Here is a 14,645-nt window from a genome sequence, read left to right as displayed (position 1 = left end):
CACTTTATACAATACTGTTCATTTGGGATAGCTACAGTCTTAGCTCCTCAGTTGGACACGTATAGTATTGATTGCAGAATAGCCTACTTGCCCCAGAAAGGATCTCGTTGTCGCTGTTTCTCAAGATACTGATTTAGTGCTTCAACTTCATCTGTTGGAATCTCATCCGCTAGTTCTTGTTCAAGCACCTTCGCGTGTTTTTCAGGGATATATGTCCACAACTCATCGCCTTCCTTAATTTGCCGACCAACTGTTGGTCCATCAATTGCAACCGCAACCTGATCGCCGTATCGCGCTTCGTCGATATCTTCTCCTTGATCTTGAATACCTTTTACCTGTCCAACACGGTCCGGTTTATTATCATCGAACAGCGCAACACCGGCATTTGTTCGTAGTGTTCCAGAAAGAATCTCAACCCCGACAACTGCTGGGTCGCTCTGTCTGAACACGTGATCGTCAAGGATTCGGAACCGAGCAGGGCGTGTAATATTTTCAAGAATAGCTTCTTGTTGTGCTTTTTCACGTTCTTCAACGAATTCCTGATAGTCTTCCACGAGCTGATAGATCACGTCGCTCTGGAATACTTCAACATCCTCAAGGTCAGCCTGTGTTGCTGCATCCGAGTGCATATCGACATTAAAGCCAAGAATAGTTTGGTGCTTTGGCGTATCAGCAGTGCTCGCCACTGAGACATCACGTGGCACGATATCTCCAACTTCGGCACGCACAATTGGAATCTCCTCTTCTTTCAGTGTTGATGCCATGGCTTCCAAACTTCCCAACGTGTCAGCTTTGATTACCACCCCTTCCTCATCGGTTTCAACCGCAATTTCCTCCAATTCTGCTTGGACTTCGGCAACCACATCTTCAACTGACTGATCACGCACAACCCGTAGAGGCGCTCCAGCCATTGCACCCTCAAGATCCGGCGCAGCGACTTTTACCCCAGCTGCGGCTCCAACAGAATCCACCTGCTCGAACCGACTTTCAGCTCGAATTTCGGCGAGTGGACGAGGCTGTAGTAACGCCCGTACCTCTGTGACAATCGGTTCGTTTTCACCCCCAACTACAATTGTGTCGTCCACATTGAGCGTTCCATCGTACAACACCAGATCAAGTGTCTTTCCGAATCCGCGTTCTTCTTTCACTTCAAGAACGGTTCCGACACCAGGACCACCAACATCAATCTCCATTGCGTCTCGCATATATCGCTGTGAAAGACCCATCATCACCGTCAGAAGATCAGGTATCCCTTCTCCTGTCTTTGCACTTACCGGAACAACTCCGATGTTTTTCTGGAAGTTACGCACACGCCAGTACATGTCCGCTGAGAACCCTTCGTCGCTTAACTCTCCGATAATCTCGTACAGTTGCTCATCAAGGGCAGAGCGTGCTCGTTGACTCTGTGAGTCATATGATTCTCGAATTGGTGCACCTTCGTTTGGATTCCATCCAGGAATCGTATCAACCTTGTTTGCAGCAACGATGAATGGAGTCTGTGTCCGCTGTAGGATGTCAATTGTCTCTTCAGTTTGCGGCTGAAATCCGTCGTTTACATCGACGACAAGTACAGCAATATCTGCTAATGCTCCCCCTCGTGATCGAAGGGTGGTGAATGAGTGATGGCCAGGTGTATCAATAAACAGTAATCCTGGTAAGTCAAAGTCATCAGCGTTGACAAGGTCGCCAGCAATCTGCGAGATAACATCCAGTGGTACAGCTGTGACTCCGATATGCTGTGTGATGGCTCCAGCTTCTCCTTCCGTCACTGCGGAACCACGGATTTTATCCAGCAGACTAGTCTTTCCGTGATCGACGTGTCCAAGTACGGCAACGATCGGTGTTCGAAGATCCTTAGCCGCTGTATCATTATAGTCTGTATCCGACATAGTTCCCACCCAGAAGTTCTCTTACTGATAAGTTCAAGCCGTATCAGTTAAGTCCATCGTAAACGCCTCAGATTCGAATAATCATTCGTTAACTCCTTCCAAACATGGATTGGCTACCATAGAAAATCTGCTCTGTATAGAAATTGCTATCGTTAGTTTGGCGGTGTATTGGAGTTATCGTAGCGATTACTGGACTCCAAAATTCCCTATTTTAGGTTGCTCCCGTGGCGTTTATACTATTTCGTATAAAACAGATAGGTATGTCAGGAATACTTGCACAAACTCTCTCAGAAAAGGCGGTGATCGGCACCGATGGATCTGAGATCGGAACGTTGTACAACCTCACAATGGACATCGAATCTGGTCGTATTGAAGATGTGATTGTCTCGCCAACTGACAACGATACCAACTTTGACTTTGAGACAGACGAACGCGGCCGGTATCGAGTTCCAAACCACCTTGTTGAGTCGGTTAAAGACCACCTCGTTATTCGCCTGTAAATATCGATGTACGTCCTTGATTCCTCTGCTTTCATAAATGAATTCCACACCGAAGAGCGAACTGCAACCATCCCGCTCGTTCGTGAAGAGCTTGAAGACGAAAGCGCATACCGGTTTGACGCCATGGAAGGCTCCGGAATGTATATTCACATTCCAGATGACGGTGCAATTGAACGAGTTCGCCGTGTCGCTTCAGATACTGGTGATGCTGATGAACTCTCAAAAACAGACATCCGTTTGATTGCGGCTGCGTTTGAACTTGATGGAACGCTTGTCACCGACGATTATGCTATGCAGAACGTTGCTGAACAACTTGAGGTCGATGTCAAAGTTATTGCTCAAGAAGGAATTCAAGAACAGCGAGACTGGAAATTCCAATGTCAAGGCTGTGGACGTGAGTTCGATGAAAATCATGACCGTTGTCCAATCTGTGGAACTGATTTAGCCCGCAAAAATCCTTCAAACGTATAGGATCATAGGTCGAAAGCGGCAAATTCGTTATCCCCTGTTAGCCTTGGCTGTTGCCTGCTATTCTGAGGTCTGCTCTGGTGATGAAATGCGCAACTCTGGCTGATCACTTATTGTCATCGTCTCCTTTGTCGTCTCGCCTCGAAGCAGTGCCCGCGTAGCTCGCTTACCCCATTCAACTGCCGGCTGCGTGAATGCATCTATCTCGTAGAGCTCTCCGGCAAGTATACAGGCTGCTTCCATCGTATATAACAAACTACCAAGTGACTCTGGTGAGAGTTCCGCCATTGAGAGTTCGACTGTTGGTCGACCTGCGGCAGCAAGACTACCTTTTGTAGCTGCTTGCTCCGCCGTCATTAACTCATTCAGTGTTGTATCCTCTAAATACGACAGCCTGTCATGTTCTGATGGAGGGATCTCACAGGTTGGACGAGACTCAATATCAATGAACGTTACAAGAACCTCGCGAGGACCAGCACGATATAATTGTAGCTGTGAATGCTGATCTGTAACGCCAAGCGATCGGGCTGGTACCTGCCCGAGTCCATCTTTTCCAAGACTTTCTGCCCATAGTTGTGCAAACCACTCTGCAAAGCACTCAAGCTGCTCTGAATATGGCATTACTGCATTTACCGTCGCTCCCCGGATATCAAGCGCATACGCTACTGCCCCATACGCATATGCGGGACACTCATAAAGGGAATCAGTCAGTGTCTTCTCTGCGCTTGCTCCCCCCTCAACAACCCGTTCGATGTCAACGCCAGCAATAGCCGCCGGAGCAAGACCGACTGCAGAGAGAACCGAGTACCGCCCTGGAACTCCTTCTGGCACAGATAGCTTTGGTAACTCATGGTCCTCAGCCATTTCGGCAAGTGGTCCAGAGTCTCCCGTAATAACCAGTGTCTGTTCTGTCCAATCGCCCCCTGATTCATCAATCGCGTCTCTGACCACAAGGAAATTAGCAAGGGTTTCAGCTGTTGTCCCGGATCTGGACACTCCGACCAGTGCTGTATCCTCAAGTGGCAATGAATCTAATAGGTCATTCGTGGTAGCCGGATCAACATTGTCGAGCGTATATAGTGGTATCTCTGTATCGAGAGCTTCAGCTAGCGTTGCAGCACCGAGTGCACTTCCTCCAATCCCTGCAACAACGACTGCCTTTGCGTCGTCAAACTGGTCCGTGGCACTGGAAATCTCCTCAAGATTAACCGTTGATGGGAGGTTTAGCGCTGCATATCCATGCTCTCCTTTTGCGCGCTGGTCTTGTATTGTCTCATGGATGCTGGTGACTCGCTGATCAAGCTCATCTAATGACTCTCGTGATATCCCCGGAGATGCAGTTTCAGCGAGTGCACATCCAATATCAATGTCCATACTGACGGTGCACACCGCTATGGCTTAACTTTTACAGAATTCCGTAACGAATGCCACAAAGTTTGGGCACCGAGGCAATTTATAGCCTGCGCTCCCACGTATTAACCTCCTCTACAGAGGTTAAGGCAGAGTGCCTCGGGGTCGTCGCAAACCCTCCGGTTTTCGTGATCACGAGAATCTCTGATTCTCGAACGACTTGCCCCCGAGGGTGAATGCCGTCACAATATGATACAAATTTAACTATTTTGATCGATAACATACAGACAACGGCCAGAAACAAACTGCTCAACGTATGGAGTTGAATACCTCAATTCCGTTGCTGGTCGTTTGGTAGTTTGGAACTGCGACTCCTCTCAAGACCCCGCCGTTATGGTGGGTGAGACGGGAGCTGTCGGGCGGCGGTGGAGCCGCCGACTCCCACGGACACATCGGTATGTTCGGGTGTGAATTTCAGCCGACTCCTCACGGAGAAGGTTGGGAGGAATTACATTCGCCTGCGGGTGCGGTGCTGACCCAAGACGGGGAAGCCTTGGGGCTTGACACCGAGGTACTTCACACGGCTAAAGCCGGTGAGATTCCGCCTCAAACCACTGTAAGTTACCAAATTTATAAGCGAATGTCTCCAACAGTTTTGAACTCTGCGTCATCGGCAGGGCTGCTGGCAGAACACGAAATACCAAAATGGCTCAATCATGAATGTATGATAATGACCACTACTGATGGAACTTTTCTCGTAACTCACGGTGATGATGACTCTCCTGTCTGGCGTGAGGTAACCACAGGACAGGTCTACACAATCTCAGATAGTCCAACAGTCTCCACATACGAAATCTTGCGTGCAACCCTTACTGCTGATCCTCCGCTTGAGGTCACATGGAGCGTACAGTCGGTAGGTCAGCGGTGGACTGTCTCTATAGAGACAACCGACGAAACTCCACCCGAGGCTGCACAGTCGATTGCCGCTGACCTAGAAATGGGCGCTTTGGAACGACATACGCCTGATACCGACGATGAAGTTCACATCCTTGCTGTGCCGACTGACCAGCATGAAGCAGCTATTGCTGACATCCGCGAGGATGAGGAAACATACGCGCGTGCCGCCCGCCTTGGTGCCACTCGCGTTAAAATTTCCACTGGTGACGACTATCTTTGTGTCCAATATTGCTCGGATTAATCTGCCGTCTACACAGCGCCGACAAAAAACAAGGCTTATTCTCGCAGATAGCCGATTATAACTATGGTAGAGTTCGATGTACCGGAACCAGACTACGACCGGTACACGAACCGTCAGCTCCTCGCTGTCCCGCTCATTACTCTTACTATCGCCCTGCTAATCATTGGCGGGTTCTGGGTAGTGACGGGGTCCCCAGCTCATCTCGGTATTGATTTTGCTGGTGGAACAGAGTTGACGGTTGATACTGCAGATGACGAAGATGAGATACGCGAGGCATTTGATACTGAAATTGATTCTATCCAAGATGTCCAACAGCCAAGCGATCGCTATATTATCACATTTTCTGAAGGTGATGATCTCTCTTCAGTTGCGAATGAAAGTCTAACACCTGTTGATGATGACTCTGAGGTTGTTGTCGGGGAACAGACTATCAGTCCGCTCTTTGCTGCTGAGATGCAGATGCAAGCACTACTTGCACTTGCTATTGCGTTTGTAGGAATGAGCATTCTTGCGTTTGTATTTTTCCGCACATTTGTGCCTAGTGTTGCGATTGTGGCATCCGCATTCTCTGATATGGTTATCCCCCTTGCGATGATGAATTTGCTTGGTATTGAGTTAACACTCGGTACCGTCGCTGCACTGTTGATGTTAATTGGATATAGCGTTGACTCAGATATCCTATTAAACAATCATATCTTACGCCGGCGCGGTGACTTCTATGAGTCGACTTACAGTGCCATGCAAACTGGTGTAACAATGACAGTCACATCGATGGTTGCGATGGCGACAATGGCGATTGTTGCGACATTCTTTGGAATTGGATTGCTACAGTCGGTTGGTTTGATCCTCTTTATTGGATTAGCGGCTGACTTGATGAATACGTATCTGATGAATCTCAGCATGCTCCGCTGGTACAAATTTGAGGGGGTAAAACGATGATGGGAATTTATGGAAGGTTGAAAACAAACTGGCGCATTGTTCTGTTAGTTGTGCTGCTGGGTGCTTCATTCTACTTCCTGTTTGTTCCTGGTGCTCCAATCACTGAACTTCCAGGCTCTGATGATGAACCACAAGACGACATTGCGCTAAATCTTTCAGATGGTAACGAAAGCGAGGCTCAAGACCTTGAGGTTGATACTGGATGGACCAACCTACAATTTGGTATTGAACTTGGCGGAGGTGCACGAATTGCTGCTCCAGTTCATGGATTTGTTGCCGAGGATGTCCAAAATCTTGATGATGATGCTACTGCCGATGAGATCCGATCTGAGCTTGTTGCTTCGATGAATATCTCCGAAGCTGATGTCAACATCTATACCGACGAGGAGTCTCCACAAGAATTGGCTGGCGTCGTTGAAGTTACTGCTAAAGGCAACCAGTCAGACTTCGAAAATGGGCTTGAAAACGCAGGTGTTGACATAGACGATGTCTCAATCTCAACCGGCGTGACTGATTACACGCGTGACCAGATTGTTGATGTCCTCAGCGAACGATTAGATGCGACTGGACTAGGTGGAAGCAGTGTCACCACAAGTCATAGCCCCGGTGGTGAAACCCGTGTCGTTGTTGAGGCACCTGGACAGTCTATCAGTGATCTAGAAGAACAGATCAATTATCGAGGACAGGTTGAAACACAGATACAATATCCAAACGGAACCACTGAAACTGTGCTGACCATCGATGACTTTGCTTCGATTGGTCTTCCAGATAGCCAAGACGGACAGCCATATGTTCCTGTTACACTAACCGACTCTGCCGCTGAAAAATATCAACAGACGTTGATTGATTCTGGCTTTATTGACGCTGTACTTGAGTCTGATGAGGATGAAATGGTTGAATATCGACTTCAGACGGTGATCGATGGTGAAACTATCTGGGAAGGTGGCATGACGAGGTCTCTTGCACAGAGTATTGATGACGGCGATTTCGCTGAAAATCCAAGCTTCCAGATCCAGACAACAACCGATGGAGAAGCCTCAACGCTGCACATCAATTTGATTGCTGGGGAGCTCCCGTCAGATTTGAATTTGGATGATTCAAATGACTATGAACTCAGCCCAACACTAGCCCAAGACTTCAAGATTGGCTCACTCATCGTGGGTCTATTTGCAATCTTTGCAGTCGTGATGATGGTCTTCCTTCGGTATGGTGAGCCGCAAGTCGCTGTCCCAATGTCTGTAACCGCGATGTCTGAGGTTATCATCTTGCTCGGCTTTGCTGCTGCCATTGGAATGCCAATTGACTTGGCTCACGTTGCCGGATTCATTGTTGTCGTTGGTACGGGGGTGGATGATCTGATTATCATTGCTGACGAGGTGATGTCAGAAGGCGAGGTGAACTCGCACAAGGTCTTTGATAGCCGCTTTAAGAAGGCCTTCTGGATCATTGGTGCAGCAGCTTCCACGACACTCATTGCGATGGGTCCACTGGCAATTCTTGACCTCGGTGACCTTCGTGGCTTTGCAATCATCACCATCATCGGTGTACTTATCGGAGTCTTAGTTACTCGCCCAGCATACGGGAACATTCTCCGAATCCTGAAAACGCGCGGAAAATAACTAGTTGTCGGCTTTTCGTTCATCTATACTGAATCGTTTCTTTTTTGTGACTTGATCAGATCCTGAGTGAAAGGAGAAAGGTCTTTCAAGACACGAACGTACCCGATTGTATGGAAGAACAGCAGGAGTTCTACACCGAAGAACGTTGGCAGAATTGGCTTAATCGCCTTGAGGAAGAGGATATTGACCCAGAAGATGAAGATTCCGCGCGGCTGCTGTTGAATCTGCAGGATGACGCAGCACTTGCCGTCGTCAAGATTGTCACAGCATACGAAAACGAGGACATTGATGCTGATACTGCACTAGATGAGGTTGCGAAGATCCGAGAGATTGTCCTTAGCGAGCCTGAAATTGACGATGAGGACACTGCTCTGCTTATTGACGGGGTACAGACCAGTCTTATGTGCGTGTTCCACGCAGCAGAGGAGTATGTTGCGTCTGGACCTGCCACTGAGGCATCGATTGAGGAATATATCCAGACTGCAGCCGAAGCCGAAGCTGAAGAAGATCTTGACGCTGCATTAGGTCTCGTCGTTCAGGCTGGAACGCGTGTCTTTGATGGCGAAGAACTGGACATCAGCATTGCAGAAGAGATTGAGTATGGTCTGGTCACCGAGTGGGTTAATGGATTAGATAGTCTCCAGAGCGCGATGAGTGACCCTGAAGTAATCGAGGAAGAATAGTTCGCCAGAAATTAATGCGGCGCTCCCTGACAATATGTCGATGAACACCCTCATCTGGGTGCTGGTTGGCATCTTGTTGTACTGGGCATTAGTTGCAGTATTAGACCGACGTGGCCTTTTCCCATCTTTTGTCAATGTCAGCGGACCGCTTTTGACGATTCACACCGTCCGGGGACGAAAGACACTTGACCGACTTTCCAAGTATAAGCGTCTCTGGCGTGCGTGGGCGAACATCGGTGTCGGTATCGCGTTGATGGTCATGCTCGCTGCATTTTTCTTCTTAGTGCAGTCAGCAATTGGTGTCATTCAGAACCCACCTGAGACGGATATCGGACAGCCACAGAACGTACTTGTTATCCCCGGTGTCAATGAGTTTCTTCCACTTTCTGTTGCTCCTGAGATTATAATTGGACTGATTGTTGGAATGGTGATTCATGAAGGTGGGCATGGATTACTCTGCCGGGTCGAAAATATTAAAATTGAGTCGATGGGCGTTGCAATGCTTGCTATCCTTCCGGTTGGTGCGTTTGTCCAACCAGAAGTTGAAAGCCAGCAGAACGCAGACCGCGGTGGACGAACCCGCATGTTCGCTGCCGGCGTAACGAATAACTTTGCAATTGCGGTTGTTATTTTACTGCTGTTGTTTGGTCCAATTGTTGGTTCAATCTCTCTTGCAGGTGGTGCTGCTATCGGTGGAGCCTACCCCGATTCAGCGGCTGATGAAGCTGACATCGGAAGTGGGGATCGAGTCACTGCCGTTGAAGATGTGGCCATTGAGTCAAACTCTCATCTCCAGAATGTTATTGACAATCAGACAGAACGTGAACTAGAAGTTGAGATTAATGACGAGGAAACCGTTGACGTTGAACGTTCGGTTCTGATTATGCAGGCGGCCGCGGATGGGCCGACAGGGTTTGCAGATGGTGATGTGATAACTCACGTCAATGGCGAGGAAATATTCCGGTCTGCAGCGATCTATGAAGCTGCCGAAGAAGTATACGCGGAGAATGTTGAGTATGAAATTGAACTTGAGACAGAAGATGACCAGGCTACTGTTCCGGCTGGATCATACTCACTTTTGCTTGGCGGTGAGCCGTTCGTGGAGGATACACATCTGTCCGAGTCGGATGATGTGACGATTCTCGAAATCGATGATGAGCGAATTATCGATACCGATGACCTACAAGACACTCTAGATAGGTATGCACCTGGCGATGAAATTGAACTCACATATCACGATCATGCCTCTGGTGACGTAGAAGAAGACACAGTTGAGCTAGCTGGAAGCGGCGATAATGCGTTCCTTGGCATTCAGCCCTTCCCTGGTATTACTGGAATAGTCACCGATGATTTTGGTGTAGAATACTATCCGGCTGCAACCTATCTAATGTTGCTTGGTGGTGACGTTGATACTGATGCCCACGACGATATCTCGGATCAGGTAATAAGCATCAGTGATTCTTTCATTGGCAAAGCATTATTCTCGCTTTTCCTGCCAATTGCTGGCTTTGTTGACGTTCTCCCATTTAATTTCCCTGGCTTTTCTGGAGATATTTCGAATTTCTACGTCGTTGATGGATCACTTTCCTTCCTTGGTGGGTGGCTATTTATCATTGCCAATATTCTGTTCTGGACTAGCTGGATCAATATTAACCTTGGATTTTTCAATTGTATCCCAGCATTCCCACTTGATGGTGGTCACATCTTACGATCGAGTACTGAAGCAGTCGTGTCTCGATTACCGGTGGAAGGATCCTATGAGCTCACAAAAGCGGTCACAGTCACTGTTGGACTAACCATGTTACTGAGCTTCCTAGTGGTCTTGTTTGGGCCACAGTTGCTTTCGTGAACTCATAGAAAAGCAAAAGAGAAACAGTTACGGTACCCGCCTTTTTGCTGAGAGAGACTTAATTTGATGCCCTGGCAGAACCGCGTTAGCCTGAATTTAACTTCTACAGGCTACGTCCCCGTCCTCAAGGAGCCACCAACGGCGGTGAGTCAGGGGTAGTTCACAAGGAAAATCTGTGCTTATTCGTCCTCTTGTGCATTCACCGCAGCGACTGCAGCCAGTGTAACGATATCTGCAACTTCATCTCCCCGCTGTAGTACATGAACTGGTTTGTCCATGCCAACCAGCATTGGGCCGACTGCTTCTGCTCCACCGAGTCGCTGCAGGAGTTTGTAGCTAATGTTACCTGCTTCTAAGCTTGGGAAGATGAGGACATTTGCTGGCTTATCAAGCTCAGAGAATGCATAATCTCCCTGTAACAGATCTTCAACAACAGCGGTGTCGGCTTGCATTTCACCATCGACTGGGAAGTCAACATCTGGATCTGTCCGAAGACGATTAGCGGCTTCTCTGAGCCGTCCAGTCCCTCCGTTGTCGATCGTTCCAAAGTTCGAGTATGAGAGAATAGCTGCTCGTGGATCAACGTTAAACCGGCGTGCCAGATCAGCCGTTTGCTTAGTGATCTCCTCAAGCACGTCAGCATCCGGCTCTGGATTGACAGTCACATCAGCACAGAATATCACTCGGTTTCCAAACGTCAGCATGTACACTCCAGCAACCCGTGATGCCCCTTCTTTTGTTCCGATCACTTCGAGCGAAGGCGAAAGTGCATCCGGATAGCTGTGACTTAGACCTGTCACCATTGCGTCAGCGTCTCCCATCTCGACCAACGTGCTGCCCAGGTAGTTGCTGTCTTGCACCAGCTCATCTGCCTCTGACCGAGTAACACCTTTGCGGTTTCGAAGCTCATAGACTCGTTCGGCGTATGGTTCCAAGTTGTCTGTTGTTGGACAGACAATCTCTGGGTCAAACTCGAGTCCTAGTTCTTCCATTTTTCGGTAGACCTCATCTCTGTTCCCAATAAGTACTGGCTCAGCGATTCCATCTTCTTCAAGCTGTGCTGCCGCTCGAATCATCTTTTCTTTTGTCCCTTCAGCAAGGACAACCCGCTTTGGATCACTTTTTGCCTTATTATGGACGACACGAACCATCTCTCTCGACTTTCCAAGCCGGGCTTCCAACTCTTCAACGTACTCGTCTTTGTCGACCTCCTCAATTCGTGCACAGCCGCTTTCGATTGCTGCTTCTGCAACAGCCGGTGCTACGGTAAATAGAACTCGTGAATCAACCGGCTTTGGGATAATGTAGTCTGGGCCAAACTGGAGTTCCTCGTCTTCGTATGCTTTTCGCACTTCATCTGGAACATCCTCTCGAGCCAGTTCCGCCAGTGCTTCTGCTGCGGCAACTTTCATCGGCTCGTTGATCTCTGTTGCTCCCACATCGAGCGCGCCACGGAACAGGAACGGGAATCCAAGAACGTTGTTTACTTGATTTGGATAGTCTGAACGCCCCGTAGCCATAATAACCGTATCATCACGGGCTGCCTTGGCTTCATTATATCCAATCTCTGGGTCTGGATTAGCCATCGCAAACACGATTGGATTATCAGCCATAGAGCGGACCATATCTTGATCTACAAGCCCTCCAATCGACAATCCAACAAAGACATCAGCACCCTCCATTGCATCCGCAAGACCGCCTTCTGAAACGTCTTGAGCGAACTCTCGCTTGTACTTGTTTACATCACCGGCCTCTGATCGCTCCTCTGTGATTATTCCGCTTGAATCACACATTGTAATTCGGTCCGGATCAGCACCAAGTGAGACATAGAACCGGGCTGTTGCGATTGCGCTTGCGCCAGCTCCTGAAAAGACAATATCGAGCTCACTAACCTCTTTGCCAGCAATTTCTGCAGCGTTGATTAGCGCGGCTCCCGAAATGATTGCTGTTCCGTGCTGATCGTCATGGAAAACCGGGATATCCATACGATCACGGAGTTGATTCTCAATCTCGAAACACTCTGGGGCCGAAATGTCTTCAAGATTGATCCCCCCAAATGTTGGTTCCATTGCTGCAATTGACTCAACCATTGCGTCCACACTCTCATGATCGAGCTCAATATCAAACACGTTGATATCTGCAAATCGCTTGAATAACACACCCTTGCCTTCCATTACTGGCTTGGATGCTTGTGCACCAATGTCTCCAAGGCCTAAAACTGCAGATCCATTCGAGACAACTCCAACGAGATTGCCTTTTCCGGTGTATGTGTATGCTTCCGTTTCATCCTCGTCGATAGCGCGGCACGGCGCAGCAACTCCAGGCGAATATGCGAGACTCAGGTCTCGCTGTGTATTCGTGGGCTTTGTCGTCTCTATTGCGAGTTTACCCGGAGGTTCCCTCTTATGATACTCCAGAGCATCATCGTCTAAGCTCATATTTAATCCTCATATTCTGTTTAAAAAAGTCCGACGATTCTTCACCTTCTATGATTTACGTCATCAATTATCATTTGGTACTATTCTGAAGTCTTTGCAAATATTGCACGGCCAGTAACAGCACTCTCAATTCTGTAGACGCGGGATATAGACGACTGTACCTTCAGAAGAAATCTCCCAGACCTGACTGTTGTTCGTCTTGTTCTTGGTCTGTTGTGTCCTCAGTTGTATCTGTTGGCTCGTCTTCTTGCTCACTCTCAGCTGTCTTCTCTTCTGTTTGTTCATTTTCTGGTTCAGTAGAGTCCTTCTCTGCTGCCTCGAAAGCACCGGATGATGCTTCGACTGTTTTCTCTTCTCGTCGCTCTGCCGCATCTCCGATAATTGACTGAACCTTGTTGGTATCTTCTCCACTTCCCGTTATAAAAGACAGTTCGCTTGCGTCAAGTTCATACGCTGCAGCAATCTCGACTGTCATCTCTCGGGGACGACAGTGATGGATCATCGCAGCCAGATACGGAAGCATCATTCGGCGGGCTGTCGCAATTGACGTACCTTCTATTTCTGCGATGCGACGTGCAATTTCGTCTCTGGTGTTTCTGTGTCCGCTATTCCGGCCTAACTTAGACCGATAGCTCGGAGGACTGTATCGTGTCCATCCACCTTTTTGTCCCTTTCTGCTTGCCGCGACACCAGCCACCATCGCATCGGTTGCATATCGCCAGAACGAATAATTCTGCGTTGCCCGTACCCGGCCCAGCCACCGATCAGCCACCGCGAGATGTCCATATGCATCTGCGAGCTCGTCTCGATCATATTCCTTTGGCACGTTTTCTTCAATCCATTGTATGAGATCATCCGGGGTTTCATCTACATCGTACGACTGCTGTAATGCGTCTTGTGCTGATGACTCTTGGAGTACTGCATCGACGAATGGAAAGATGTCCATTGTTGTGTCACGTCGGTCGGTAACAACATCTGTCTCTGTGACACGATTTTTTCCTTCGGCGATAACTTCTAGATCGTTAATTGCTGAGCGTAAATCTCCATCTGATCGATCAGCAATCGCTTCAAGTGCTTCTTGCTCAAATTCAACACCCTCTTTTCTACAGATGTCTCGAAGCACCGGAACAACAGATCTACTTGATATGTCTCTAAACTCAATCTCTTTACAGGCATTTCGCAGCCCTCTTGACATCTCATAGTACTCATTCGCGATCAAAACAATTGGCTGATCTGCCTCCTTAACGATTGATGTTACCGCCCGAGCCCCACCGTAGTCTGCACTTCCATGGAAGTTATCTGCCTCATCAAGAATGATTAATCGGCGGCCAGACCCTCCACTACCGAGGGTTCCAGTCTTTGAGGCCTCACCAGCGATTCGGTCAATAACATCCTTCTTTCGCGAATCACTTGCATTCAGCTCCATCACAGCCCAACCCATCTCATTCGCTAGTGCGTGTGCACCTGATGTTTTCCCCACTCCCGGGCTTCCGTACAGAATTACTGCCTGCTGGTGCTCGTCCCACGTCTGTGCCCATTCTCTTAGTTGGTCTCGAGCCTTGTCGTTACCTCGTACCTCATCTAACGTTCTGGGGCGATATTTTTCTGTCCAATTTGTCATCGTATATAGCTACCGGCAGACCGGTTATTGATACGTAGCAGCGTGTCGTACCTTAATTTGTTTGTTCGCATCTGTAGGAGGAATGGTTTTC

At 48.5% G+C, this 14,645-nt stretch carries 11 protein-coding genes; 7 read left to right on the top strand and 4 right to left on the bottom strand.

Annotated features, from left to right (window positions below):
- Positions 1-83: 83 nt before the first annotated feature.
- Entirely contained in the window at positions 84-1,889 is a 1,806-nt protein-coding gene (gene infB, locus K0C01_RS01645; RefSeq protein WP_221170339.1) for a translation initiation factor IF-2, read from the bottom strand.
- Positions 1,890-2,149: 260 nt separating this feature from the next.
- Between infB and K0C01_RS01640 the strand changes: the two genes are divergently transcribed.
- Positions 2,150-2,389, top strand: a complete 240-nt coding sequence (locus K0C01_RS01640; RefSeq protein ID WP_221170338.1) for a PRC-barrel domain-containing protein — start codon at positions 2,150-2,152, stop codon at positions 2,387-2,389.
- Positions 2,390-2,395: 6 nt separating this feature from the next.
- On the top strand, positions 2,396-2,860 hold the full coding sequence (locus K0C01_RS01635; protein WP_221170337.1) for an NOB1 family endonuclease: 465 nt from the start codon (positions 2,396-2,398) through the stop codon (positions 2,858-2,860).
- 57 nt (positions 2,861-2,917) lie between these two features.
- On the opposite strand, the gene K0C01_RS01630 is transcribed toward K0C01_RS01635, so the two are convergent.
- The gene (locus K0C01_RS01630; RefSeq protein WP_221170336.1) at positions 2,918-4,231 is read right to left on the bottom strand and encodes a phosphoglucose isomerase-related protein; all 1,314 of its coding nucleotides are present in this window, start codon (positions 4,229-4,231) and stop codon (positions 2,918-2,920) included.
- 706 nt (positions 4,232-4,937) lie between these two features.
- On the opposite strand from K0C01_RS01630, the gene K0C01_RS01625 reads away from it, so the two are divergent.
- The 5 genes from K0C01_RS01625 to K0C01_RS01605 all read left to right on the top strand — a co-directional run bounded on the left by K0C01_RS01625 (position 4,938) and on the right by K0C01_RS01605 (position 10,495).
- Positions 4,938-5,405: a DUF5812 family protein gene (locus tag K0C01_RS01625; protein WP_221170335.1), complete on the top strand. Its 468-nt coding sequence runs from the start codon at positions 4,938-4,940 to the stop codon at positions 5,403-5,405.
- A gap of 63 nt (positions 5,406-5,468) precedes the next feature.
- Complete coding sequence (gene secF / locus K0C01_RS01620) at positions 5,469-6,344, top strand: protein translocase subunit SecF (RefSeq protein WP_221170334.1); 876 nt, start codon at positions 5,469-5,471, stop codon at positions 6,342-6,344.
- Complete coding sequence (locus tag K0C01_RS01615) at positions 6,341-7,963, top strand: preprotein translocase subunit SecD (protein ID WP_221170333.1); 1,623 nt, start codon at positions 6,341-6,343, stop codon at positions 7,961-7,963. Before secF ends, K0C01_RS01615 begins: the two co-directional genes overlap by 4 nt.
- A gap of 110 nt (positions 7,964-8,073) precedes the next feature.
- Positions 8,074-8,646, top strand: coding sequence for a DUF2150 family protein (locus K0C01_RS01610; RefSeq protein ID WP_221170332.1), 573 nt, complete (start codon positions 8,074-8,076; stop codon positions 8,644-8,646).
- 40 nt (positions 8,647-8,686) lie between these two features.
- Positions 8,687-10,495, top strand: coding sequence for a site-2 protease family protein (locus tag K0C01_RS01605; RefSeq protein WP_255568337.1), 1,809 nt, complete (start codon positions 8,687-8,689; stop codon positions 10,493-10,495).
- 179 nt (positions 10,496-10,674) lie between these two features.
- On the opposite strand, the gene K0C01_RS01600 is transcribed toward K0C01_RS01605, so the two are convergent.
- Together K0C01_RS01600 and K0C01_RS01595 are read right to left on the bottom strand one after the other, a co-directional pair.
- Positions 10,675-12,933 (bottom strand): NADP-dependent malic enzyme, encoded by a 2,259-nt coding sequence (locus K0C01_RS01600; protein ID WP_221170330.1) that lies wholly within the window; start codon positions 12,931-12,933, stop codon positions 10,675-10,677.
- A gap of 163 nt (positions 12,934-13,096) precedes the next feature.
- Positions 13,097-14,554, bottom strand: coding sequence for a replication factor C large subunit (locus K0C01_RS01595; RefSeq protein WP_221170329.1), 1,458 nt, complete (start codon positions 14,552-14,554; stop codon positions 13,097-13,099).
- Positions 14,555-14,645: the final 91 nt, after the last annotated feature.

It is taken from the genome of Salinarchaeum sp. IM2453 (assembly GCF_019693215.1).
In the GTDB taxonomy this organism is placed as follows: Archaea; Halobacteriota; Halobacteria; order Halobacteriales; family Salinarchaeaceae; genus IM2453.
Note: the sequence above shows the minus strand (reverse complement) of the source record. Positions and strands in the feature narration are given on the sequence as shown.

Excerpts from the sequence above, each read along its gene's own strand:
- K0C01_RS01610 (WP_221170332.1), top strand. The coding sequence starts at position 8,074 with ATGGAAGAACAGCAGGAGTTCTACACCGAAGAACGTTGGCAGAATTGG.
- infB (WP_221170339.1), bottom strand. The coding sequence starts at position 1,889 with ATGTCGGATACAGACTATAATGATACAGCGGCTAAGGATCTTCGAACA.
- K0C01_RS01605 (WP_255568337.1), top strand. The coding sequence starts at position 8,687 with ATGAACACCCTCATCTGGGTGCTGGTTGGCATCTTGTTGTACTGGGCA.
- secF (WP_221170334.1), top strand. The coding sequence starts at position 5,469 with ATGGTAGAGTTCGATGTACCGGAACCAGACTACGACCGGTACACGAAC.
- K0C01_RS01595 (WP_221170329.1), bottom strand. The coding sequence starts at position 14,554 with ATGACAAATTGGACAGAAAAATATCGCCCCAGAACGTTAGATGAGGTA.
- K0C01_RS01640 (WP_221170338.1), top strand. The coding sequence starts at position 2,150 with ATGTCAGGAATACTTGCACAAACTCTCTCAGAAAAGGCGGTGATCGGC.
- K0C01_RS01615 (WP_221170333.1), top strand. The coding sequence starts at position 6,341 with ATGATGGGAATTTATGGAAGGTTGAAAACAAACTGGCGCATTGTTCTG.
- K0C01_RS01635 (WP_221170337.1), top strand. The coding sequence starts at position 2,396 with ATGTACGTCCTTGATTCCTCTGCTTTCATAAATGAATTCCACACCGAA.
- K0C01_RS01625 (WP_221170335.1), top strand. The coding sequence starts at position 4,938 with ATGACCACTACTGATGGAACTTTTCTCGTAACTCACGGTGATGATGAC.
- K0C01_RS01600 (WP_221170330.1), bottom strand. The coding sequence starts at position 12,933 with ATGAGCTTAGACGATGATGCTCTGGAGTATCATAAGAGGGAACCTCCG.
- K0C01_RS01630 (WP_221170336.1), bottom strand. The coding sequence starts at position 4,231 with ATGGACATTGATATTGGATGTGCACTCGCTGAAACTGCATCTCCGGGG.